General features: G+C 58.1%; 23 protein-coding genes and 2 pseudogenes. 10 read left to right on the forward strand and 15 right to left on the reverse strand.

Translation table 11 applies throughout. The annotated features are described in order from the left end of the window. Positions 1–430: DUF6444 domain-containing protein (locus WCJ41_RS14675; protein WP_336906580.1), on the reverse strand; the 430-nt coding region annotated here is incomplete at its 3' end. A gap of 235 nt (positions 431–665) precedes the next feature. Here WCJ41_RS14675 and WCJ41_RS14680 point away from each other — a divergent pair. From WCJ41_RS14680 to WCJ41_RS14705, 6 genes are read left to right on the forward strand one after another with little or no spacing between them, the layout of a single operon-like run. Further along, positions 666–1,505: a transporter substrate-binding domain-containing protein gene (locus WCJ41_RS14680; RefSeq protein WP_336906581.1), complete on the forward strand. Its 840-nt coding sequence runs from the start codon at positions 666–668 to the stop codon at positions 1,503–1,505. Positions 1,506–1,537: 32 nt separating this feature from the next. Continuing rightward, complete coding sequence (locus WCJ41_RS14685) at positions 1,538–2,254, forward strand: amino acid ABC transporter permease (protein ID WP_336906582.1); 717 nt, start codon at positions 1,538–1,540, stop codon at positions 2,252–2,254. After that, positions 2,251–2,910, forward strand: coding sequence for an amino acid ABC transporter permease (locus WCJ41_RS14690; RefSeq protein ID WP_336906583.1), 660 nt, complete (start codon positions 2,251–2,253; stop codon positions 2,908–2,910). The genes WCJ41_RS14685 and WCJ41_RS14690 overlap by 4 nt, the downstream gene beginning before the upstream one ends. Beyond that, positions 2,910–3,737, forward strand: coding sequence for an amino acid ABC transporter ATP-binding protein (locus WCJ41_RS14695; protein ID WP_336906602.1), 828 nt, complete (start codon positions 2,910–2,912; stop codon positions 3,735–3,737). The genes WCJ41_RS14690 and WCJ41_RS14695 overlap by 1 nt, the downstream gene beginning before the upstream one ends. Then, positions 3,734–4,864: a mandelate racemase/muconate lactonizing enzyme family protein gene (locus tag WCJ41_RS14700; protein ID WP_336906584.1), complete on the forward strand. Its 1,131-nt coding sequence runs from the start codon at positions 3,734–3,736 to the stop codon at positions 4,862–4,864. Before WCJ41_RS14695 ends, WCJ41_RS14700 begins: the two co-directional genes overlap by 4 nt. Beyond that, on the forward strand, positions 4,861–5,637 hold the full coding sequence (locus WCJ41_RS14705; RefSeq protein WP_336906585.1) for an SDR family oxidoreductase: 777 nt from the start codon (positions 4,861–4,863) through the stop codon (positions 5,635–5,637). The genes WCJ41_RS14700 and WCJ41_RS14705 overlap by 4 nt, the downstream gene beginning before the upstream one ends. A gap of 20 nt (positions 5,638–5,657) precedes the next feature. On the opposite strand, the gene WCJ41_RS14710 is transcribed toward WCJ41_RS14705, so the two are convergent. After that, positions 5,658–6,878, reverse strand: coding sequence for a mandelate racemase/muconate lactonizing enzyme family protein (locus WCJ41_RS14710; RefSeq protein WP_336906586.1), 1,221 nt, complete (start codon positions 6,876–6,878; stop codon positions 5,658–5,660). 160 nt (positions 6,879–7,038) lie between these two features. Between WCJ41_RS14710 and WCJ41_RS14715 the strand changes: the two genes are divergently transcribed. Beyond that, positions 7,039–7,722: a GntR family transcriptional regulator gene (locus tag WCJ41_RS14715; RefSeq protein WP_336906587.1), complete on the forward strand. Its 684-nt coding sequence runs from the start codon at positions 7,039–7,041 to the stop codon at positions 7,720–7,722. A gap of 242 nt (positions 7,723–7,964) precedes the next feature. Here WCJ41_RS14715 and WCJ41_RS14720 read toward each other — a convergent pair. From WCJ41_RS14720 to WCJ41_RS14775, 12 genes and pseudogenes are all read right to left on the reverse strand, one after another. Continuing rightward, positions 7,965–8,147, reverse strand: a pseudogene (locus WCJ41_RS14720) (hypothetical protein); the annotation flags it as partial. 260 nt (positions 8,148–8,407) lie between these two features. Continuing rightward, entirely contained in the window at positions 8,408–9,505 is a 1,098-nt protein-coding gene (locus WCJ41_RS14725; protein ID WP_336906588.1) for a mandelate racemase/muconate lactonizing enzyme family protein, read from the reverse strand. A gap of 9 nt (positions 9,506–9,514) precedes the next feature. Then, a complete protein-coding gene (locus WCJ41_RS14730; RefSeq protein ID WP_336906589.1) occupies positions 9,515–10,339 on the reverse strand; it encodes a phytanoyl-CoA dioxygenase family protein in 825 nt (274 codons plus the stop codon). A gap of 44 nt (positions 10,340–10,383) precedes the next feature. Then, positions 10,384–10,628 (reverse strand): annotated as a pseudogene (locus WCJ41_RS14735) (transposase); the annotation flags it as partial. Between the two features lie 167 nt (positions 10,629–10,795). Beyond that, the gene (locus tag WCJ41_RS14740; RefSeq protein WP_336906590.1) at positions 10,796–12,049 is read right to left on the reverse strand and encodes an alanine racemase; all 1,254 of its coding nucleotides are present in this window, start codon (positions 12,047–12,049) and stop codon (positions 10,796–10,798) included. 23 nt (positions 12,050–12,072) lie between these two features. After that, positions 12,073–13,215, reverse strand: a complete 1,143-nt coding sequence (locus tag WCJ41_RS14745) for a mandelate racemase/muconate lactonizing enzyme family protein (protein ID WP_336906591.1) — start codon at positions 13,213–13,215, stop codon at positions 12,073–12,075. A gap of 9 nt (positions 13,216–13,224) precedes the next feature. Beyond that, the gene (locus tag WCJ41_RS14750; protein ID WP_336906592.1) at positions 13,225–14,385 is read right to left on the reverse strand and encodes a mandelate racemase/muconate lactonizing enzyme family protein; all 1,161 of its coding nucleotides are present in this window, start codon (positions 14,383–14,385) and stop codon (positions 13,225–13,227) included. Between the two features lie 13 nt (positions 14,386–14,398). After that, on the reverse strand, positions 14,399–15,082 hold the full coding sequence (locus WCJ41_RS14755) for an amino acid ABC transporter permease (protein ID WP_336906593.1): 684 nt from the start codon (positions 15,080–15,082) through the stop codon (positions 14,399–14,401). Between the two features lie 12 nt (positions 15,083–15,094). Beyond that, positions 15,095–15,760 (reverse strand): amino acid ABC transporter permease, encoded by a 666-nt coding sequence (locus tag WCJ41_RS14760; RefSeq protein WP_336906594.1) that lies wholly within the window; start codon positions 15,758–15,760, stop codon positions 15,095–15,097. 12 nt (positions 15,761–15,772) lie between these two features. Continuing rightward, the gene (locus WCJ41_RS14765) at positions 15,773–16,570 is read right to left on the reverse strand and encodes an amino acid ABC transporter ATP-binding protein (RefSeq protein ID WP_336906595.1); all 798 of its coding nucleotides are present in this window, start codon (positions 16,568–16,570) and stop codon (positions 15,773–15,775) included. 72 nt (positions 16,571–16,642) lie between these two features. Then, positions 16,643–17,554, reverse strand: coding sequence for an ABC transporter substrate-binding protein (locus WCJ41_RS14770; RefSeq protein WP_336906596.1), 912 nt, complete (start codon positions 17,552–17,554; stop codon positions 16,643–16,645). Between the two features lie 191 nt (positions 17,555–17,745). Continuing rightward, on the reverse strand, positions 17,746–18,504 hold the full coding sequence (locus tag WCJ41_RS14775; RefSeq protein WP_336906597.1) for a FadR/GntR family transcriptional regulator: 759 nt from the start codon (positions 18,502–18,504) through the stop codon (positions 17,746–17,748). A 35-nt stretch (positions 18,505–18,539) separates the two neighbouring features. Here WCJ41_RS14775 and WCJ41_RS14780 point away from each other — a divergent pair, with 35 nt between their 5' ends. Genes WCJ41_RS14780 through WCJ41_RS14790 form a run of 3 tightly spaced genes read left to right on the forward strand, consistent with a single transcriptional unit; the run spans position 18,540 to position 21,186 of the window. Next, on the forward strand, positions 18,540–18,992 hold the full coding sequence (locus tag WCJ41_RS14780; RefSeq protein WP_336906598.1) for a RidA family protein: 453 nt from the start codon (positions 18,540–18,542) through the stop codon (positions 18,990–18,992). Continuing rightward, entirely contained in the window at positions 18,989–20,257 is a 1,269-nt protein-coding gene (locus tag WCJ41_RS14785; protein ID WP_336906599.1) for a D-amino acid dehydrogenase, read from the forward strand. Before WCJ41_RS14780 ends, WCJ41_RS14785 begins: the two co-directional genes overlap by 4 nt. Before the next feature lie 5 nt (positions 20,258–20,262). After that, positions 20,263–21,186 (forward strand): NAD(P)-dependent oxidoreductase, encoded by a 924-nt coding sequence (locus WCJ41_RS14790; RefSeq protein ID WP_336906600.1) that lies wholly within the window; start codon positions 20,263–20,265, stop codon positions 21,184–21,186. Between the two features lie 7 nt (positions 21,187–21,193). On the opposite strand, the gene WCJ41_RS14795 is transcribed toward WCJ41_RS14790, so the two are convergent. Continuing rightward, positions 21,194–22,483 (reverse strand): FAD-binding oxidoreductase (locus tag WCJ41_RS14795; RefSeq protein ID WP_336906601.1); only part of this gene is annotated, 1,290 nt, incomplete at its 5' end.

Here is a 22,483-nt window from a genome sequence, read left to right on the forward strand (position 1 = left end):
CCCCGATCGACATGTCGGGGCCCAAGGCGGCGCCGCATCCGGAACAGCTTCCGGGCCGGTGATCAACCACATTCTGGGGGTGGGCCACCTGTTTCAACGTCTCGCCCTTGTGGCCCTTCTGGCCGCCGGGATTCTTCCCCGAGGCTTCGCGGAGGCTTCGCACCCGTGACGGCTTCTTCAATCCATCACTCGAGGGTGGCTTGGAACTGTTGGTGCTGTTCAGTCCCAGGCAGCGTTCAAGTTCCCCCACCTTGCACCTCAGGGCCACGTTCTCGGCAACCATGGCCTCCATCTGAACCCGCTGGGACTGCATCTGCGCCGTCTGTGCGTCAAGGCGCGCCGTGAGTGCAACTATATGGGCCGTCTGGGCGGCGATGATGGCAAGGAGCTCTTCCTCTCTCAACCGATCTGCTGATTTGGCCCGACTCATCCGAATCTTGAATCGCCAAACCCCGGGGATGTCCAGATAAATTACTCAAGCCGCCATCCAAGCTACCGCAGCCGGTACCTGGGCAGTTACCTTTGCGTTGACATTACCCAGCCAAACCTCTTGTATAACTGTATACAGGATGATAGCGTTTTCGTTGGTCGTGACGCCTTGACCGACGGCGCCTGCTGATCCGGTCTCAAAAGTCCGTTGATGCGACCGAACATGGGAGGAATCGATGATAAAACGCAGCTTCGTATTTGGCGCAGTGCTTTCTTTGACCCTTGGGTCTACCACGGTTTGTGCTCTGGCAGCCGCTTCTGATGTTCCGGCAGCCGGAAAGAGCGCAACGATCGATACGATTAAGGCTCGCGGCTCACTGAAGGCGGCTGCAATTGGAGAATTTCCGTGGCTTCCCGAAAACACGTCCGGAAGCGGCGAGCAGTTCTCCGGTCCGGCTTGGGTCCTTGCCAATGAATTTGCCAATCGGCTGGGCGTGAAGTTGGAGATCGTTCCCGTAAGCCACGAGACAAAGGTGCCAATTCTCGCAACAGGGGAAGCAGACATTTCGATTGCTCCGCTCTCGGTTACCCCCAAGCGCGAGGAAGTCGTAGACTTCATTGTATATTCGAAATCCAGCCTCTGCTTCTTCGGACTTGCCGACAATCCAAAGATCAAGGATCTGAAGTCCGTTGACGAGCTCAACAACCCAGACCTGACGATGGCTTATTTCGTCGGCACCCCGCCTGAAACATGGGCTCCCACACGCTTTCCAAAAATGGTTCTTAAGGGCGTGGCAGGTTCGGGCGCCAATGCACCCGTCGAAGAAATCATGGCGAAGCGCGCAGATGTTGCACCGATTGACAACGGTGCGTGGCCGCAGTTGCAGAAGCAGGTGCCTGGTCTGATTGTCTTCCCACTGGGAGACAACTGTCTCACGAGCAACGAGATGGCGACGGACGTCGGCATGGCTGTTGACAAGAGGGACCCCGTCTTCCGTGACTGGCTTCAGGCCGTGTACGAGGACGTCAAGGACAAGGTGACTGCGGAAGAGATCAAAACTCTTAAAGGCAACTGACGCCCTGCACCGGGATTGGCGGCGCGGGCCTCGTGGCCGGTGTCCGCCAAAACCCTGGCTTACTGATTGAGCGGACACTTTCCATGACGATCAGCTTGGCGCCATTCGCAAACAATTGGTTTTTTCTGCTCAAGGCCGTCTGGATCACCGTGGTCATCAGCCTGTCGTCGATGCTGCTGGGATTCGCCATCGGCATCGTCGTGGGAAGTCTCCGCACCTACGGCGGCAAGTGGGTTGACCGCATACTGGGCTTTTATGTCGACACGATGCGGGCCATTCCCCTGCTTGTCGTCCTGATCTGGATATACTTTGCATTTCCGCTTGCCATCGGTATTTCCGTCAATGTGATGACGGCTGCGATTGCGGCTCTCGGAATTCACCTTGGTGCCTACGTCGCGGAAACGATTCGCGCTGGCCTTACGTCCGTGAGGCGTGGGCAGATGTCGGCGGCCCTCGCTCTCGGCATGAGCCGCATGCAGGCCGTTCGCACGGTGATCCTTCCGCAAGCGCTCATACGCATGCTGCCGTCGCTCGGCTCGCTGCTTATATTCGCCATCAAGGATAGTGCAATCGCTTCGGTGATTGCCGTGCCGGAGCTGCTGAGGCAAACCCAGGTCGTTGCAGGCAAGACGTTTCGGCCCTTCGAACTCTACACCGGCGCGATGCTAATTTACTTTCTCCTGTGCTTTCCGGTGGCTCGGAGCGTCGACAGGCTGTACCGGCGCATCTCCTTCCTGGGATCGTCATGAACCTTCATTGGGACGTCGTCTGGGACAACCTTCCGCGTCTTCTTGCCGGTGCCTGGATGACGATATGGCTCAGCGTTGTCACCATGGCGCTTTCCATCCCCGGAGGTCTTGTCTTGGCGTTCATGAGGCTTTCACCACTGAGTTTGGTCTCAAAGCCGGCGACAGCTTTTGTTGAGTTCTTCAGAGCAACGCCGCTGATACTTCAGATATACTGGGTTTATTACGTGTTGCCCGCCTATTTCGATGTGCAGATGTCGCAGATCGCAACCGCCATCGTTGGGCTTACCTGCAACATTTCGGCGTTCAACTCGGAGACCTTTCGATCGGGCATCGTCTCAATAAGAAAAGGGCAGTGGAGTGCGGGACGCGCTCTCGGCATGACCGATATCCAGATTTTATGGCACATCATCTTGCCACAGGCCGCGTTGCGCGTGCTTCCGGCGCTTGCGACAACATGGGTTTCGCTATTTAAGGATACGTCGCTGGTCTCCATCATCTCGGTGCCTGAGCTTTCCTATGTCGGCCTCAAGATCAGATCCGAGACATACCGCATACTCGAGGTCCTGACGGCAATGGCCGTCCTGTACTGGCTCATGGGATATCCGCAAGCGAAGATGGTGGACTGGATACACCGGCGATTCAAGGTGGTCGAATGATGCAGGAAAGACAGAACTCCAGCCGCGTCGGAAGTGATGCCCCGCTCTTGGTTCTGCAGAACATCAGGAAACGGTACGGCAGCGTCCTGGCTCTCGACGATGTCAGCCTGAAAGTGAACCGCGGTGAGGTCGTTTGCCTGATCGGACCTTCGGGATCTGGAAAATCCACATTGCTGCGATGTGCCAACGCATTGGACATCGCCGACGAAGGCGGGGTGATCTTCGAGGGCAAGTCCGTCGACACCCGGAGCGCGGAGGAAACTCGGAGGATCCGCCAGCGGATGGGCATGGTCTTCCAGAATTTCGAACTCTTTCCCCATCTCACGACACTGCGAAACATAGCCCTGGCGCCGACCACCGTGCTGAAGCTCGACAGGGAGAAGGCCGAGGCCCGTGCGCGTGCGCTGCTGGCGAAAGTGGGCCTTTCTGACAAGGAAGCTGCCTATCCCTCCATGTTGTCGGGCGGACAGCAGCAGCGCGTCGCCATTGCCCGGGCACTGGCAATGGAGCCGGCCGTCATGCTGTTCGACGAACCGACGTCCGCACTCGATCCCGAGACCATCGGTGAAGTACTTAGCGTAATGAAGAAGCTGGCCGACGAAGGAATGACCATGGTGGTCGTCACCCACGAGATGGATTTCGCGCGTCGGGTCGGGGATTGGGTTGTCGTGTTCGACAAGGGCCGCATCATCGAGGAGGGCTTCCCCGGCAAGATTTTCGATGATGCCGCCGGCGAGAGGACCCGGGAATTCCTGAGGCACCTTGGCTGGCACGGAGAAAGTTCCGGGGGCCGCCCCGGAAGCACAAGCGGTGGAGATCAGAAATGAAAAGCGAGAGCATCGATAGAGCGGAAGTCTTCGTGGTGGGACCGGACACCGAGAAACATGCTTGGGCTGAAGGCATGGCGGGCCAGCACATGGCCAACATCGTCCTACGACTCACCACCCATGGGGGCCTTGAGGGTATTGCCGGCGCGGCGATGATCACTTCGCATGGCTTCGATCTGTCGGTTGGCGAGACGCTTCGCTACCTTCTGCCCGAAATCATGAACCAGACGGCCGCGGAGCGTGAAGGTCTATGGCACCGCTTTCGTAATCTTGGAACGCCACAGGTCCCGCAGGCGCAATCGCTCATCGACATTGCGCTTTGGGACATGACAGCCCGGCAAGCGGGACTTCCACTCTACCAACTTCTCGGGGGCGCGCGGCACAAGATCCTTTCCTATGCGTCAACGCCTCTGCTGCCGGACAACATGGCTTACATCGACTACGTCTCGGAACGGCAGCGGGAAGGATTCAAGGCGGTCAAGTTTCATTGCTGGTGCAACCCCGCCCGTGACCTGCCGATGTGCGAAGCTGCCGCGAAACATTTTGCAGGCAGCGGCATGGAGTTAATGCTCGATGTAGAGCAGCGTTATGACCTCGAAGGAGCGCTGAAGGTGGGCAAGCGGATTGGAGAGCTGGGGTTTCGGTGGTTCGAAGCGCCGGTTCCCGACACCAACTTCGCTGCCTATCGGGAGATCAAGCGTCGTAGCGCCGTTCCCATCATTGCAGCCGGGAACACGTGGGTCGATCTTCAGCAGCTCGCCGCGGGTATCGAGCTCGATTGCTGGAGTGCATTGCGTGTCGACGCGACGATCTGCGGCGGCATAACCCCCCTGCGCAAGATCATGGGTCTGGCCGAGGCTCATGGCATGAGCGTGGAGATCCAGTGCTGGGGCTATACGCTGACACAGGCTGCCAACCTGCATGTCATGCTAGCCTATCAGAATTGCACATACTTCGAGCAACCCGTTCCCTATCCTGCGTTCGAACACGGCGCCCTGGATGTGATCCGAACCGACAAAGACGGCTATGTGCATGCACCGTCGGGCGTTGGTCTTGGTATTCGCACCGACTGGGATGCGATCAGGAGTTCGGCAATCCTGAATTTCGAAGTCAGACCGAAGAAATGAGCAGTTTCGCAGTGAGTGGCCGAGTGGCAGGCAAGCGTGCGCTAATCTATGGCGGGGGGACAGGGATCGGCTTGGGGTGTGCGGAGGCACTGGCTCGAGAAGGGGCGATGGTCTTTCTCTCCGGGCGCCGGGCGAATGTTCTTGCCGACGCTGCGGCAGCGGTTGGTGCGGGTGTGGCAGGTTACGCCCCGGGTGATGCGACCTCGGAGGCGGATGTAAGGCGCGTCACAGCAGTGGCAGCAGAGCGCATGGGAGGAATCGACACGCTGGTCATCAGTGCCGGTGCGGGTGGACGCACACCCGCCCTGGAGACGAGCCCGGAGGAGTTTCAGCGCATCATAGAGCACAACATGACACCGCTATTCTTGGCGGTCCGGATGGCTGCCGATTGTCTCTTGGCCGCGGGACAGGGCTCGATTATTGCGATCTCTTCCATGTACGGGCTGGTGGGCCAGAGAGAGCGCGTCGCGTATTGCGGCGCCAAGGCGGGCGTGATCGGCATGGTGAAGTCAATGGCGCTCGACCTCGCCGAGCAGAGAATCCGTGTGAATGCGATCTGTCCGGGGTTTATCGAAACGGCCCTGGCTAGGGAGGTTGCCGCGATGGAGAGTGATCCGGAGGCCTCCCTTCGAACCAAGCGCATGATGCACCCGATCCCGCGTGGCGGCACGATCGAGGAAGTGGGCGAACTTGCCGTCTACCTTGCTTCCGACCTGTCGGCATTCACCACCGGGCAGGCAATCGCGATGGATGGTGGCTACACGGCTCGGTAAGCCGAGGGCAAATTCTTCTGCTAGGCCACTGTGTAGCGTTTCACCACGTCCCAATCGACCTCGACCCCCAGCCCAGGCTTGGTTGGCAGAGGAATTGTTCCGTCTTTGCTGAAGATGAGTTCTTCCTGGGCCAACTCTCGTCTCAGCCTCTCATGACAGAGCTGCGGTGGCAGATACTCGATGAATGCGCAGTGGTTGGTCACAAACGCGAGATGCGCCGTTCCGGAAATCGAAATGCCTGTCTTCCAACAGTGAGGAACGATGGTGCGACCGCGCTCCAGCGCCATGTCACAGACGATCTTTGCTTCGCCGATACCACCGACCCGTCCAACGTCGGGCTGGGCCACCTGAACGTTCCCGACATCCATGAGTTCTTCAAACTCGAAGCGTGTTGCCAGCCATTCGCCGAAGGCAATCTTCATCGGGGCTCGTTCGACCAGCTTGGCGATCTCCCGAACATCGTCGGACCAGAGGGGGGTTTCAAGGAAATAGGGCTTGAACTCACCCCAGTCCTTGATCACGGTCAGGCAGGTCTCCGCGTCATCCCACAAGTACTGGACATCCACCATGAGCGTCACATCGTAGCCGATTGTCTTGCGTACTGCTGCCAGCACCTCGGTGTGCCGATCGTAGCTTTCCCGCATGCCGCCATGCGCATAGGGGCCATTCATCGTGATCTCGGTCTTCATTGCCTTGAAGCCGAGGTTCTTCGCCCGTTCAGCCGATTGGCAAAGGGCATCCCGATATTCCTCAAAGCGGCCGCCCGCAGGCTGCAGCGAGGCGTAGGGCGTGATCGACTGGCGGGTTGCGCCACCGAGAAGTTGATGCACGGGCTTGCCCACTGCCTTTCCGCAGAGATCCCACAACGCCATTTCGACGGCGCTCAGTGCATGGATGACCATGCCCCGCCGGCCATTCATTGCGGTTCCAAGATAGATGCGTCGCCACAATTCTCCGATTTCGAACGGATTGGCTCCGATCAGCATGTCCTTTATGGACATGCCCATAGTGTGCGTTCCCGGCGCCTCTATGCAGCTCTTGGCCATCCACGGATTGGCGTCACACTCGCCAATTCCAGACACTCCTCCGTCGGTGTGAATGACAACGATGAGACTATCCTGCGCCGACGAGGTGAAGCTGACGTCGAAGTCCGGCGCCAGTAGAACATGACAATCGATCCCGGTGATCCTGAGCCGCGGCGGTTCGGTTTCCAGCACAGGGGAAATCGTCCTGAACGTCATAGGTCCTCACAAGAGTAGTCGGAGCTCGACAGTCGGAGCACCCCTGTGGCAAGGCAGGTGCAGGCGAATCTCTTAGGAAACTCGTGTTTCTATTCCTTGGAATTTCGAACTGGTGTATAATTGTATACAAACGATCGTAGTTTACAAGGATTATCGTTGTATGGGGACACCAAAGCCACTCGAAGCAGCCTCCCTGCCAACTCTGAGCATGACGCGTTCGCCAAGCCTCGCTGAACAAGCGGCTGATGCGATAGTGACTGGCATTTCATCGGGCGTTCTGAAGCCTGGGCAGCGACTGGTCGAGACCGAACTTGCGGGGATGCTTCATATGAGCCGAGTGCCGCTCCGGGAAGCCCTGAAAATTCTCGAGGCCCAGGGCATCGTCGAGAGCATACCTCGTCGCGGCACTCGCATTGCCCACTTTAACGATGATCGCGTCGATCAAATCTGCAAAGCTCGTATTGCACTTGAACAACTGGCGATGGCCACATCCGCATCGAGATACAAACGAGAGCCCTCCCTTCTGGACGGTTTGGACCGGATAATCGTTTCGATGGAACGGGCGGCCAGCCGTTTAGAGTGGATTGATGTCAGTAAAGCTGATCTTAGCTTTCACCGCGAGATATGCCGCGTATCAGAGAACAGCATTGTACTCACATTGTGGGAAACACTAGCGCGTCATGTCTTCATCGTGTTTGGGCACGAGATTCGTGACGAACGCGATGCCGCCATCATGGGGCCTCACCACCGCAAAATTCGCGATCTTCTCGCTGCGGGAAACGCCCATGCGCTTAATGATGAAATTGAGCGGCATATACTTAGATTGCGGTTGAAGAGGAAGTAGGAGTTTGGAGTCCCCACCTGAGGAATCCCCTCCACGGGGCAGATCTCAATCTACTGTTTACTAGTCGTCGCTCTTGCAATCCTATCGCGCTGTCTCGCGGCTGCCCAGTTTGAAATGCGGGCATTTGTTATGGCTACGGGGCAGCGGCGACAACTCGGCTCGCAGATAAACCATCACCTCATACTCATGGCCAACGACATAGCCAGCGCCAATCAAACCTCCTCTAATTTAGAGTCGCCAATTCAACATTGAAAAGCCCCAGGGGGCGGGGTGGAGAAGACTTCTTGCGGGGTTTTAAAGCCGAGAATTTTTCTGGGCCTGTTGTTGAGCAGGCGCTCGATTTTGTCAACCTCGGCAGGGTCGAGGTCCAGGAAGGAGCGGGTTTTGGGCAAGTACTGCCGGATCAATCCGTTTGTGTGTTCGTTCTGAGCCGGAAACTGGTAGCGTAATCACTGTCTGGACTACACCTTAAATCTGCTGCCGACCTGTCCAGCTAACCAGGACCACCTCACATATCTATCGTTGAGCAAGGGTACTCCCGTCTACCACGCAGTGCAGACAACCGGGCGCATCCAGCCCAATCCACTTCTTGGCAGGTTCCATCACCAATACAATCAGATTTGATTTGCGGTCAAGACACAGCTGATCGACCGCCCCGGCCTCAACTTTTGCAGCACAAGTTTTCCTAGTGCACGACTCCATATTTCGTGATTGCATCGGTGCGAACATCGGTGCCCGCACCGGGCTCTCTCGGCACCAATGCGTGACCATTTTCGATGCGGACTGGACGTACGAAGACTGGTTCCAACCACGGAATATGCTCTAGCATCAGGCCGTGCGGGATGGCAGCCATGAGTTGCACGTCGAGTTGCATCATATTGTGTCCTGCTGGCACAACCGGAAGACCAAAGGCCCGCGCCAGAGCCGCAACTTCCATAAAGCCACTTATCCCGCCAAGCTTCAGAACATCGGGCTGCGCAATGCCCATCCCACCTGCCACCATGAAGTCGCGGAACATGCGCGGATCATACATCGTTTCGCCGGCTAGTATCGGTACAGACGTTGCCCGTGCCAGGGCCGCGTGGCCCGCAACGTCGAAGGGATGAACCGGCTCCTCGAACCAGTAAATGTTGAAATTGCTGATCGCGTCGATAGCACGTCTTGCTGTTACAAAATCCCAGCGGCCGTTGGCATCTACCATCACCGGATAGTCCGGCCCGACGGCCTTGCGAACGGCGGCAACGCGGGTCACGTCCTCGGACAGTCTGGGCTTTCCGATTTTCATCTTGAAGCCACAAAAACCGGCTTGCTGCGTGGATTTGGCATTGACGATCAATTCAGCTTCAGTGAACCCGAGCCAGCCACCGTTGGTGTTGTATGCCGGGATCCGATTATCATTGTAGCCGCCGAGCAACCTCCACAATGGTTGCCCGCAGGCCTTTGCTATGATGTCCCAAAGAGCAATCTCGATTGCAGCAACCCCTTGAACGGCTACACCGGTGATTCCAGTGAAGTAACGGTCGAGATAAATTTCCTGCCACAACCGGCGAACCAGAAACGGGTCACGTCCGATGAACCGAGGCGCCAGATCTTTCGACAGCAGAGTGACGAGCATTTCGCTGCCTTCGCCAATCGTACAATTGTACCCCCAGCCGACGGGGCCGTCGTCAGTAGTAACCTTGGCAGCTATGAAGTCCCACGATGAGAGATCGGTCATGGCATCAGCGACTTGCGCGGCAAGCGGCAAGCGCAACCAATGTATGTCGATGGCGGAAATACGCATCACTACTTCCTATGGGGTAGGCGTGGGACGGAAGAGAATTCGGCGGCTGCGTTCACAGATTTCTTCGTAGGCCGGCAGAGCTACCGTGTCGAAATCGTGCTTTGGGCGCGGATCGTAGAAAAAGTTTCTTTGCTTGTCCTCACCGCGCACCAGCATGACACTATCTTCGGCTCCTACAGTTTGGCGCACTGAGGGTGAAATGTAGCGGATGGCAAATCCGATGCGCGCCCGTGAAGAAGCGTTGGCATGCGAGCCATGCACAATCTTTGCATGGTGAAACGACATCTCACCGGGATTAAGTTCGATATCGACTGTTACTACCTCGTCAACCTCTACCGCGACTTCCTGACCACGGCTCAACATGTTGTTAGCAGAAAACGTATCGTTGTGTGGCACTACATCGAACTTGTGGGTACCGGGCACCACCCGCATGCAGACATTATCCGGCTTGCTGTCGGTAAGCGCAACCCAGGCAGTCACGATTTCCGGTGGATCGAGTCCCCAATAAGCCATGTCCTGATACCACGACACATAATCCGGCGAGGCCGCCATCTTGGCAAAAAGGCTCGAAGTCCATACCAGGATATCAGGGCCGAGCAGGCTCTCCACCACGTCAAGAATGGCCGGCAACCGCACAAGTTCGTCCAGACAACCGAACACCAGATGGGATTTCATCTTGAGCACGCGCTGACTGATCTCGGGTTGCTCTGCCGAGGCTCTCTTCAGTCGCAATCGATAGTGTTCAGCCTCATCTGTGGAAAGGGCAAACATAGGCGCGACAAAACCCTGGTCGTCGAATTTACTCACTGCCATCGCCGAAAGAATATTGGTCATTACCAAATCCTTTGAATGTATTTACCCTAAATCCACCGGATGACCGACTTTTCAACACCAACAATTGCACAAACTGGCTGACAACTGCAAACCTTGTTCACCAGTTGGCGCTTGCATACAGGCCTTAAATTTTTCAGTGGAGCACATCCTGTGGCATCGCGTTTTCGAGCGAGAGATTCGCAACCAGCTTCTTCAGCTTTGCGTTCTCGTCCTCGAGTTGCTTCAGTCGCCGTATATCGTCCAACAGCAGTCCATTATACTTCCTCTTCCAGTTGGAGTACGTCGCCTCCAAAAAACCCAAGCCTCAGGTAATCCAAAGAATGGGGGGCAGAGCACGTGGGCAGAGTATTCTAAGAGCTGCTGGATGAAAGTTCAGCAGCAAATCAACTCAGTCTGGAAATCTGAACGATTGATAACCGCTCCGGCGAGGGTCTAACCGCAGTCGATCAATTACAATCAACCGAAGAAAGTGGGGAATGCGTGACGAACGCGGCCTTTGTTATCGAGGCCATAGATGACCTTATACCGGTCAATCGTTGTACAAGCATGGGTCACACCAAATTCAACGATGTCACCAACGGCAATATCTGAGATCTTGGAAACTTCGAGGAAGCAATGCTGGTCGTTCAGCTTTGTCACCGCCGGCATCGGAACCGTGCCCGGTAGGGGCCGCCCGCCGCGGTGGAGCTGCAGCACGACGGGAAAGCCCTGGTCGAAGGATGCATCTCGCATTCCGAGTCCGCAGATAACAAGCCACGGTTCGGGCCGCGACAGGACTTCTGCCCAGAGCCTCAGGGCCGGCACAAAGGCTGTCCCCCCTCCATGCAGGAAGCGCTGACAAATGCCATGATCATAGAAAAAAATGGCACCACTCCGCAGCACAAGCCTCGCCTGGCCATCGGCCCTGACGACTGGCACTAACCGGTCGACGATCCGCTCGAACAACAATGATCCACCGACCGTCAGTATCAGTTCAGGCTTACTCCCGAGCCGCAAGCGCAGTCGCGTAAATATTCCAGCGATCCGCGTGATGAGTTCATCCAACGTACACTCCGTCACAGATGCATCGGGCTGAATGGTGTTACCTTCATAGGCTCCGATGCCGGCGAGGTAAAGACGGCCTCCGCAGGCCTGCACCGCATCGGCCAGGCCCTCCGCCTGTTGAATGGTGCGCGTGCCCGACCGTCCTGATCCGATGTCGAGGAGTACGGCCAGTGGAGGCAGCGCGGGAGCCGCCCTCCATGCTTCCGCAAGAGCATCAACACCCGCAACCGAATCGACGAAGATATATAGTTCGGTGTTGGGATAAGCGGCCGCAAAGCCCTGGAGGCGGCCAGCGCCCGCATGACCGCCGGTCTCATTAGCGAGGATCAATCGGCGAAGTCCTGCACGGGCCATCACCGCGGCCTGGCGCAGGTCTGCCACTGTCGAGGCCCAGGCCCCCTTATCTACGAGATCCCTTGCTAGGTCCGGGGACATGGGGGTCTTGGCATGCGGGGCAATGTCAACCCCCGCGTGACGCACATAGTTCATCATCGCGTCGCGGTTGAAGGTGTAAGCCGCCTCGTCCATGGTGAGGACCGGAAGGGGCATCAGAGCTTCTGCGGGGTGCCAGCCCATGCGTGCAACGTCAAGGCTGTCGAGCTCGGAGATGCCGGGGGGTATACCACGGATGCGATCATCAAGAATGATCCCGTGCGTGGGCTCCAAGATCCAACGTGCTGCAGACTTCCTCACACGACTTGCGTTCTCAGCTTGGCGTAGGCGTCTTTGGCACGATTGACGGCATCATAATTCAGCTCGAACCCGAGTCCGGGAAGATTGGAGACGGGTAAGGCGCCATCCTTTGGAACCAAGTTTGGCCGGGATACGATGTCTTCCTTAAGCAACTGCCACATGATCTGGTTTCCATTGTCCAGATTGTTGATCGTCGCAGCCACCTGAATGGTCGCTGCGGTCGTAATTCCAGTCTCAAAAATGCCATGGATGCAGATATTGACGCCGGCCGCCTCCGCAACGGCGGCTGCCTTGCGGTAACGGAGGATGCCGCAGGTTTCGTGCATGCCCAGAACGATGACGTCGGCCGAACGGCAGCGCACAATGTCATATACATCTTCCGCCGAATAGACCGTCTGGTCAGCTGCGATCGGGATATTGGTGACGGCACGAAGCCGTGCCAGGCCTTCGGGCCCCGTCGAGGCCGATACGGGCTGCTCGATAAATTCCGGGTCGAACGGTTTCAGCGCCTCGAACATTCGCCGCGCATTGAGCATGTCCCAGGCCTCGTTCGCATCCAACCGCAACCTGACCCTGTCTCCCACGGCCTTACGAATCTCGCGAAGGATAGCGATGTCGAGTTCGTTGCCGCGTCCTACCTTCACATAGAGTACCTTGAAGCCGTCACGAGCCAGTTGCTCAGAATGGGCGCCGATTTCTTCAGGTGTATTGCCTTGCAGGAATCCGAAATACTCGATCTTGTCACGGACTTTTCCACCCAGCAATTGGTGAAGGGGAAGCTTCGCCTGCTTTCCGATCGCGTCCCAGGCGGCGAGCTCGATGCCGGCCATTGCCTGTGAGAAGTAGCGCGGTGCGCGGCCAATTCCCTTGGCATTGAATCCATACTGGTAATAGGACCAGATCAGCTGGTTGACGTCATATATGGACTGGCCGATGAACCGTGGAAGCGCATCCTCGAGGATGGCGAGGATTGGTGCATGGGTCGGACTAGCCGAGCACTCACCGATGCCTGTCACGCCCGCATCGGTCTCAATCTCGATGAGCACCACAGGTGCGCCATAGGTAACTCCTTGTGACCAGTGATACGGCTGCTTGAATGTGCAGTGGAGTGGTGTGAGCCGGATGTCCTTGATATTCATCTGTCCTCCTCAGGATAGAGCCGCTGTGAGCTTGCCGCTGTATGTAGGAAACTCGCCAAGCTGGCGATAGGCCTCGTGGAACCGCATCAGCTTGTCCTCATCCACCTCCACCCCCAACCCCGGCTTGTCGATACGGCCCCAACTCGGCTTGTCGGCGATCGGCAAACGCTCGGTGAGGATGTCGTCCTCCATGAGCTGTGCTGTCTGCTGGCTTCCGAGCGCGGCATTGGGGCAGGCAAGCATAACGTGGTGGCCTGCCGCCGCGGTAAGACCGAGTTCGCCATGGGTGTGTTTTAGGACCTGCCAGCCCTCGAGGTGGCTGACTTGATTGAGGCTATGCCACCGTCCAAGGGAGCCAACCCAATATTGGCTGTAGCAGAGATAATCACCGCACCGGCTCTTGATAATCCGGTAGGCGTCCGCTTCCCGCCATAGGCCCTCGTTGATGCAAAAAGGAACACTTACCCTGCCCCGCAGGCCAATCATGTTCTCCACCGGATCGATCGGAATCGGCGCCTCCACAAAATCGAGATCGAAGCGCGCGTGCCACCGATTGAGGAGCGTCACCGCCTGTGGCGTAGTCCACGCCTGGTTGACGTCGATGCGGATCAGCGCCTCTGGGCCAGCGGAGTCGCGTAATGCCTCCAGCATCCCTTCCTCTTTCGCCGCGTCCACGCCGACCTTGATGTAATAGGCATGATATCCCTTGCGGGCGCCGTCCCGTCCCTGTTCCGCGACCTCATCTGGCGTGCCCCATTCCATGTAATAGTAGTAGTCAACTTCCTCGCGCAGGGCTCCGCCGAGCATGCGATAGATGGGTTGACCCGCCTCCTTGCCGCACAAGTCCCAAAGCGCGGTATCAATTCCCGCATAGGCGAAATTACCCGTCATGGGCTGGAAGGCCCATACGGCGTAGACGGCGAGATCGCGGTGAATCTGCTCTTTGTCCCATGGGTTCCGGCCGATTACCAGCGGCGCCATGTTGCGCACGGCGGATTCGATGCCGGCAGTGTCAGCAGCCCGAGTGCATTCTCCCCATCCGACCAAGCCATTGTCGGCAGTGATCTTGACGATCACATCAGTTATTCCGCCGCGGTTGATGAGCGAACTCGACTCCACGCGCTTATATGCAACCCGCACCGGTATGGCCTCGAGCTTCACTACCTTCATGTCATGGTCCTCCTCACTGTGCAGTTCTCAACCGGCGTTCGAGCGCCCGCACGAGCAGCGACAGCGGGTAGCTCATGGCAAAATAGATGCCGGCGACCAGAATGAAAACGGCCATCGGCTGGTAATCGGAAAAGGCGATACTCTTGGCGCCGTTCATGATCTCGTTCACGCCGATCAGAGTGCAAAGCGACGTGTCTTTCAGCAGACCGATGGCATAGTTTCCAACCGGTGGCAGAACAATCCGAGTGGCCTGCGGCAGAATGATGTAGACCATAGACTTGGCAGGCGTCATGCCAAGCGACATCGCCGCCTCGCGCTGACCCTTGTGCAGCGCCTCGATACCGGACCGGAACACCTCCGCCAGAATAGCTCCGCCATGAATGCCCAGACCCAGCACAGCACCGGTGAAATCGGAGAACCACGTCCAATTGAGCCCGGGGAAGAGCTGGGGAGGTACGAAATAGATGATGTAGAGTATCACGACGATGGGCAATCCCCGCCCGATCTCGATGAACCAGATCGCAAGCGTGCGGACCAGCCCATTCTTTGACACGCGGCACAGAGCCACCAGTATGCCGAAAACTACCGCAACGATGAATGAGAAGAAGCCGATCTTGAGAGTCATTAGTGAATAGTAAAGCAACTCCGGCAACCATCGATGGATGTTCTCAGCATAAATCTGTGGAAGTTCAAGCATGCTGATGCCCCATTATTGCCAGGCTTGGCGCTGGCGTTCGAGCCGCGCGGCAAGCCGGGCCATGGGGATGGTCACGCAAAGATACATCGCGCCGGCCATCAGATAGATCGGTGCGCTGGTAAGCGTCTCGGTGACAAGTTGCCGCGCCAGCGCCATGACTTCCAAAACGCCGATGGAAAACACGATTGCTGTATCCTTCAGAAGCACGATCGAGAAATTTGTCATAGGCGGCAGCATGGTGCGAATCGCCTGCGGAAGGATGATGTGCTGCATAGCCTTTATTGGCGTCATGCCCAGCGACAACGCCGCCTCCATTTGACCTCGATGAATCGATTCGATGCCGGCCCGGTAGATTTCGGAAATATAAGCTGCGCCGTTCATGCCGAGACCAATAATCGCCGCTTGCAGTGGCGAGGGCTGAAAACCCCAGTCGGGAAAGCCAAAATAGATAACGAACAGCTGGACGAGCGCTGGCGTGCCCCTGAAAAATTCGAGATAGGCGGTCGCCGGCCAGCGCAGCAGCCTCCACGTCGAGATGCGCATCAGCGCGATAACGAGCCCGAAGATCAGCGCAAACACCAGCGCGCCCGATGCGACGGTAAGCGTCGCCGGCCAGCCGCTCAGCAATGTGGTGAAGAAGTACCAGCCGTTCTTCTCGAGGATCTGAAAAAACGTCATGAGCGGCGTTCCTCAACGGTCCTGAATGTGCTTAAGAAATTCGCGTGTCCGCGCCTCTTTCGGCTTGAACAACACCTCCCTAGACAATCCCTGTTCAACGATCCTTCCCTGGTCCATGAAGATCACGCGGTCGGAAACCTCACTTGCAAACTGGATTTCGTGGGTCACGATCACCATCGTTGCACCTTCCTCGGCCAGTTGCCGCATCACGCGGAGAACCTCGCCAATGAGTTCCGGATCCAGCGCGGAGGTGGCTTCGTCGAACAGCATGAGTTTCGGCTGCATCGCAAGAACGCGCGCGATAGCAACGCGCTGCTGCTGCCCACCGGAAAGCCGTTCCGGGTATTCGTCGGCCTTGTGGCTGAGCCCCACTTTCTGCAGCATGTCGCGGCCGCGCGCTTCCGCGGCCTCGCGTGACAGGTTAAGCACCCGCATGGGCGCCACGGTCACATTGCCGAGGGCCGTCAGATGCGGGAAGAGATTGAACCGCTGAAACACGAAGCCGATCTCCTGGCGTTCGCGAGCAAGCTCGCGATCGGTCAGGTAAATGAAACGGTCACCGGACTTTTTTTCGCCAATTAGAGTTCCGTCAATGTAAATGTGTCCGGCGCTTGGCTTCTCGAGGTAGTTGATGCATCGCAGCAACGTGGTCTTGCCGGATCCGCTCGGCCCAATGATTGAAACCTTCTCGCCCCTCGCTACGTTGAGGGAGACGCCGCAGAGAACTTCCAGATCGCCGAATTTCTTTTGCAGATCTTCAATTCTGAGCAGCGGCTGCCCTGCAGCCGCGCCATCGCCCGCCTTGCTCATCAGTATCCTCGAGTATCCTCGCCTGGGAATGAGACGGGCGAGATGTTATCCCGCCCGTTTAGTCCGTTATGCTCAGAAGCAGTGTTTGGCGTCGGGCGATTGGTAACCTTCCTCACGGTCAACCCCGATACGCGGGTTCTTCTCGGGTGGGATGAACCACTCCTTGTCAGCCAAGCCATACTTGGCCATGACCTTCACGTTGAGGCAGTCCTTCCAAACCTGCTTGATGGCGGTGTTAATTGCCTCAGCGAGTTCCGGCTCGTTCTTGTTGATGCCGAAGATCACATTGTACTTCGCAGACATGACCGGATACTTGTCCGGTTCGGCCTGGACAGCTACCTGCTTCAGTTTCCACTCGGGATGCTGGAAGATCGCATACTGAACCAGAGGCGGGTCGAGGATCGCCATGTCTATTCGGCCGGCATTCAGGTCTTGCATCACGCCGTCAGATGTGTCGTAAAGTTTAACTTCACCAATTCCTTCAACACTTTTCAGTTCTGGAACGAGGGTGAATCCCGTCACTGTGCCGACCTTGCGGCCCTTCATATCGGCGAAGGTGGCAAAGTTGTTTTCCTCCTTCTGCGCAAGCTGCGTCCCAAAATAATAGATCGGCTCGCTCAGGATCATAATCTTGGTGCGTGGCTCGATCCAGCCCATCGCGCCATGCATCACATCGAGCTTGCCTTGCTTGGTTGCCTCGATGAGTGCCGCCCAGTCCATCTGCACGACATTGGACTTGAGGCCGATCTGGCTCGCCACCCAGGTCATTATTTCTCCGTCAGTGCCGCCCAGGGTACCATCCTTGAGCTGCGTCATAGGCATGTCGCCATTCATGCCGATGGTAAGTTTTCCGGCTTCGATCGTCTTCACCTCCGCATAGGCGCCGGCCGAAGCCGAGAGCGCAATTGTCGCTGAAGACGCTACCGCCGCAGCCCAAGTGAGGAGCTTGCGGGCGGCCGATCTTGAATGTGGAATAATGGTCATGGGTGCTTCCCCTGCTGACTGCGTTTGACTTCCCTAGCCTGGGCGGCCTTACGAAACACGTCGATCTTGCCGTCCATTGATTATCAGCCTATCATCCTATCATTGAATTGTACAAGAGGGTTTCAGCCATTGAAATATTCAAGGGGCGAGGCGAGGTTTCCTCTATCTAATCAGGGTAGGAGGCCGCCTAATCAGGGCAGGAGGCCGCGATCGGCTGAATGAATCCACACGTGCAGATCGGCATAGGGCATGTTAACGAGCGTGCGAGAGTGAAGCTCCGCCTTCTTCGGATCCCTCTTTGCTATGGCTTCCGCCACCTTGCGGTGAAGAGGCAGTCCCTTCTCGAATGCTCCCTTGGGCGCTGTCGTCAGCAATATCTGGCTATTCATCAGGGGCGCGACGAGCGAGCCGAGGTGGCGAAGCACGGCATTGTGCGAGGCGTCGTAGATGCTTCGGTGGAACGCGATGTCGGCGGCCGGAATGCTGGCAGGATGTCCCACGCATGCACAGAGACTGTCCAATGCCTTCAGGATGCGCACGATGTCGGTGTCGGTGGCGCGCAGCGCCGCGAGGTAGGACGCTTGCGGTTCGATAATGCGGCGAAATTCAATGAAATCGTAGGCATTCTGCATGTCGCTTCCCACGCTCGAAAACCACCCGACGACGTCGGGGTCGAGCACGTTCCAGTTCTCGCGCGCACGGATGCGGGTGCCGGTCCTGGGCCTGACTTCGAGCAGACCCTTGCTGGCGAGAACCTTGATCGCCTCCCTGATCACATTCCGGCTAATCCCAAACTCGGAGGAAAGCTCCGGCTCGGTCGGCAATCCTCCGCTTTGGGAGAAGTCACCTCGAACGATGCGCTGACCGAGATCATCGACGACCATTTCCGGCAGGGAGCGACGGCGCAGCGGCGCCTTCTTTTGGGGGCGTAAGTGTTTTTGTATCTGCAATGAATCAATAACCTGAAGAAAATGGAGGAGTGAAGATGAAGAAAGCCGTCAAGTCTGGTCTGCCTGTTCCGAGCGCGCCCATCGAATGGGCGACACTCGCAAATGGTACCCTATATACCGCGCAAATTCCCATCAAGTCCGACGGGTCGATAGAGAGCGGCGACATTGCCACGCAAACGAGGCTTACGTTCGATAATCTCAAGAAGACGCTCAAGGCGGCAGGCGGCAGTCTTGACGATGTCGCCCAGGTTCTGATCTATCTGCCCGATCCGAAGGACTTCCCAGGCATGAATGCGGTCTATGCCGAGTACTTCAAAAAACCCTATCCCAATCGCGCCACGATCGTGGCGCAACTCATGGTCCCGGGAGCCCGGATCGAGATCATTGCATATGCCCAAATTGCTGCCAAGCGAGGACGCCCGGCCGCAAGAAAGGCGACCAGGAAAGCCGCTAAGTCGCCAGCTCGCAAGGCCAGTAGCCGGCGGTGAGCACGATTGTCATTGGCGCGGGGGTAATTGGCACCACCCTCGCCCATGAACTGTCGCTGCGCGGAGAGTCCGTTACGGTGATAGACAAAAACGGCGCGACCGCCGATGGCACCAGCTTTGCGAATGGATCCCTTATCACCCCCAGCATGTCGGATCCCTGGGCCTCACCCGGCATCGGCGCGACGCTGATCAAGTATCTGGGCAAGGAAACAGCGCCGTTCCTGCTTCGGTTCGGGGCCCTGCCCTCCATGCTGTCCTGGGGCATGTCGTTCCTTCACAATTCCCGTGAGAACCTCTGGAGGTCTAACACCCGCGCCGTCTGGCCGCTTGCGATGTTCAGCCGGGACATCCTCGAGCGCATAACCGCTGACCTCGGCTTGCACTACGACCTCTGGAAACATGGAACATTGAGGGTGCACGAGGACAAAGCCTCGATGCAGGCAGCCGAAGCATCGCTTGCGGTCTTTCGCGAACTCGGATGCGAGATCAGCGTACTGGACCAGGCAGGCTGCCTCGACCGGGAGTCCGCGCTAAGGCCGATCGCCAGCCAGATCCATGGCGGGTTCCTCTTCCCGGGCGACCGCAGCGGCGACTGCAGGATGTTTACACAGCAACTGTCGGAGATCTGCGCCAGACGCGGTGTGACCTTCCGGTTTGGCTGCACAGTCCACGGCTTCACCCTGGAGAACAACCGGGTGACGGGACTTCGCTCCTCCGAGGGAACGCTGAGCGCAGACCGTTATGTTCTGGCGGCGGGCAGCGAGAGCCTCTTGCTTGGCCGCCAGCTAGGGCTCAGACTTCCGGTGCTGCCGGTGAAGGGCTATTCTGCCACATTCGACATCGGTAGCTGGAACAACGCGCCCAACCTCCCCTTCGTCGACAACGCCCGCAAGGTTGCCGTGGTGCGCATGGGCAAGCGTGTCCGGGTGGCGGGTTCGGCCGAGTTCGCCGGCTTCGATATGACGGACAATCCGGTGCGGAGCGGCATGCTCCTCTCACACTTCAAGGCCATCTTTCCGGAAAGCGAAGGCGTTTCCGCCCCGCAGTACTGGCACGGGCTGCGGCCAATGACGCCGGACGGACGGCCTGTCATTGGCCGAACGCCGATCGACAATCTGTTCGTGAACACCGGTCATGGACCGCTCGGGTGGACGCTCGCCTGCGGTTCGGCCCGACTCCTCGCGCAGATGATGAGTGAGGAGCAGACGGAGCTCGACGTGGCGCCCTTCGGACTGACACGCAACGAAGGTCAAACAAGGAGATAATGGACATGTCAAAACCCACGATCGGCTTCATCGGCGTCGGCCTAATGGGGCACGGCATGGCCAGAAATATGCTCGAGAAAGGTCATGGCCTCACCATCATCTGCCACCGCAATCGTGCGCCGGTGGATGACCTGGTTCGGCGCGGTGCGGTCGAGGTGAAGACGCCACGTGAAGTAGCGGAGCGCAGCGATATAGTGTTCACCTGTCTCAACTCATCGCCCGACGTCGAGGACGTGATCCTGCGCCCAGACGGGGTGCTTGCGGGCGCAAGGCCCGGCACGATCGTCGCCGACGCATCGACCGCTGACCCCGAGTCGACCCTGCGGCTGGCACAGCGGCTGGCGGAAAAGGGTGTCATCATGTGTGACACCGCTCTCGGTAATTCGCCAGTGGAGGCAGAAGCGGGAACGCTCAACGCATTTGTGGGCGCGGATTCCGAGACCTTCGCAAGGATCAGGCCGGTGATTGAGACCTGGGCCTCCAACATCGTACATGTAGGTGGCGTGGGCGACGGCCACCGCGTGAAACTCGTCAACAATTTCATCGGAATGGCCTATGTGGCACTGTTTGCCGAGGCCTATGCGGCCTGTCAGGCCATTGGGCTCGACCCGCAGAAGCTCCATGAGGTCGTCAAGCCCGGCGGGCTCTATTGCGGAATGTTCGAGCGCATCAGCCGGTGGGTGCTTTTGCGCGATCCCAAGGCACACCTGATGCGGGTCAACAACAGCCTCAAGGACCTGAGCTACTTCAACCATATGGTTGAAGGCGCCGGCATGACCAGCATGCTTGGCCACGCGGCCCAGCATCTCTTCATGATCGCGAAATCAAACGGCCTGGGAGACGCAGCGATGCCGCGCCTCGTCGAGGCGGTTACAGCGATGAATGGAATGGCGCAAGCACCGCTGCCGAAAGATCCGGACAGAGCTTGAACCCGGCTCACGCGTGGGGCGGCAGCGGCGCTCCATCACGCTTCGTCAGTATGTTGTCCTTGACGCGGTAGTAGCGGAGATTCATCTGCGGGGCGAAGCTCATGTAGAATGGCGCATCACGGAGTGGTTCGACTTTCAGCGCAAGATCCCTCTCCGGAACGTCGAGTGCCCATTCGGAGAGAATTCCGCCCAGCATGCTGCCGGTCGGAACACCACGGCCTGAAAGCCCGGTAAGCCCCACGACGCCGGGGGCAAGGCCATAGAGCCGGGGGACGGTTCGGCGCTGCATGTCAAGTTCGCCGAACCAGAAGTACTCCCATCGGATCTCTTCGCGGATCTGGGGATGCAGCCATTTCAGCCGGTCCGTCATCAGCTGCTTTGTATAGGCGATGTCGCGGCCGCGCGCGCCCATCGGAAACATGGAGGCCACGATCCGGCCAGCCGTATCATATTTATAGACGAAGAAATCGCCGCGGCCGTCATTCATCGTGGTGTTGCTTGGCATGACACCGCGCCGCGTCTCGGGCAAAAGCGGCTGCGTGGCCGCAACGAAGACCTTCATGATCTTGAAGCTCCGCTCGAGGCCCGGCCACCCCTGCACCGTGTAGGCACCCGTCGCAAAGATCACCTTCTCCGCGAGGACCTCGCCACGTGGCGTCTGCACAAGCCACTTGCCGTCCTGCCGCGTGATGTTGGTGGCTGGCGAACCCGTGTATATGGCGCCCCCCTCCTGCATCATGGCCCGCGCAAGCCCGCGGGAATAGCCGAGCGGGTTCAGGTGCCCGCCCTCGGTGTGAAACCAGCCACCATAAAAACGCGGACTTCCGGTAAGGTCTTCCACTTCCTGCTTGTCGATGAAGCGTGTCCTGGCACCGATTGCGTTGTAGTCCTCGGCCTTTTTCTGCAGAGCAGCGATGGCACCCGGGCGGTGGGCAGCCTGCACATAACCGTTCTGCTGCCACTCACACTGGATCTGGTAGCGCTCGATCATGCCGGAGACACTGTCGTTGGCGCGTGACTGGCGGTGAATGAGCCGCTCCGCCCACGGTTCACCCAGAATCTTCCGCAGCTCCGGAAGGCTGAAATAGGTGAAGGTCGGCGTGGAGTGTCCGGCGTTGCGGCCCGATCCGCCAAAGCCGGCTTCACGCGCCTCGAGGATGACAACGCTCACACCCTTGCGTGCCAGCTCTATGCCAGTGGTTAGGCCGGTATATCCGGCACCGACGATGCAGACATTCGCGGTCTTCCTGCCCTCAAGCTCTGAAGTCGCGGGAGCAGACATAGCCGTGGCCCACCA

Source organism: Aestuariivirga sp., from assembly GCF_037139295.1.
Taxonomy (GTDB): domain Bacteria; phylum Pseudomonadota; class Alphaproteobacteria; order Rhizobiales; family Aestuariivirgaceae; genus Aestuariivirga.

What these genes read in the sequence shown, in the direction of transcription:
- WCJ41_RS14680 (WP_336906581.1), top strand. Translation starts at nt 666, where the DNA reads ATGATAAAACGCAGCTTCGTATTTGGCGCAGTGCTTTCTTTGACCCTT.
- WCJ41_RS14690 (WP_336906583.1), top strand. Translation starts at nt 2,251, where the DNA reads ATGAACCTTCATTGGGACGTCGTCTGGGACAACCTTCCGCGTCTTCTT.
- WCJ41_RS14695 (WP_336906602.1), top strand. Translation starts at nt 2,910, where the DNA reads ATGCAGGAAAGACAGAACTCCAGCCGCGTCGGAAGTGATGCCCCGCTC.
- WCJ41_RS14700 (WP_336906584.1), top strand. Translation starts at nt 3,734, where the DNA reads ATGAAAAGCGAGAGCATCGATAGAGCGGAAGTCTTCGTGGTGGGACCG.
- WCJ41_RS14705 (WP_336906585.1), top strand. Translation starts at nt 4,861, where the DNA reads ATGAGCAGTTTCGCAGTGAGTGGCCGAGTGGCAGGCAAGCGTGCGCTA.
- WCJ41_RS14710 (WP_336906586.1), bottom strand. Translation starts at nt 6,878, where the DNA reads ATGACGTTCAGGACGATTTCCCCTGTGCTGGAAACCGAACCGCCGCGG.
- WCJ41_RS14715 (WP_336906587.1), top strand. Translation starts at nt 7,039, where the DNA reads ATGGGGACACCAAAGCCACTCGAAGCAGCCTCCCTGCCAACTCTGAGC.
- WCJ41_RS14725 (WP_336906588.1), bottom strand. Translation starts at nt 9,505, where the DNA reads ATGCGTATTTCCGCCATCGACATACATTGGTTGCGCTTGCCGCTTGCC.
- WCJ41_RS14730 (WP_336906589.1), bottom strand. Translation starts at nt 10,339, where the DNA reads ATGACCAATATTCTTTCGGCGATGGCAGTGAGTAAATTCGACGACCAG.
- WCJ41_RS14745 (WP_336906591.1), bottom strand. Translation starts at nt 13,215, where the DNA reads ATGAATATCAAGGACATCCGGCTCACACCACTCCACTGCACATTCAAG.
- WCJ41_RS14750 (WP_336906592.1), bottom strand. Translation starts at nt 14,385, where the DNA reads ATGAAGGTAGTGAAGCTCGAGGCCATACCGGTGCGGGTTGCATATAAG.
- WCJ41_RS14755 (WP_336906593.1), bottom strand. Translation starts at nt 15,082, where the DNA reads ATGCTTGAACTTCCACAGATTTATGCTGAGAACATCCATCGATGGTTG.
- WCJ41_RS14760 (WP_336906594.1), bottom strand. Translation starts at nt 15,760, where the DNA reads ATGACGTTTTTTCAGATCCTCGAGAAGAACGGCTGGTACTTCTTCACC.
- WCJ41_RS14765 (WP_336906595.1), bottom strand. Translation starts at nt 16,570, where the DNA reads ATGAGCAAGGCGGGCGATGGCGCGGCTGCAGGGCAGCCGCTGCTCAGA.
- WCJ41_RS14770 (WP_336906596.1), bottom strand. Translation starts at nt 17,554, where the DNA reads ATGACCATTATTCCACATTCAAGATCGGCCGCCCGCAAGCTCCTCACT.
- WCJ41_RS14780 (WP_336906598.1), top strand. Translation starts at nt 18,540, where the DNA reads ATGAAGAAAGCCGTCAAGTCTGGTCTGCCTGTTCCGAGCGCGCCCATC.
- WCJ41_RS14790 (WP_336906600.1), top strand. Translation starts at nt 20,263, where the DNA reads ATGTCAAAACCCACGATCGGCTTCATCGGCGTCGGCCTAATGGGGCAC.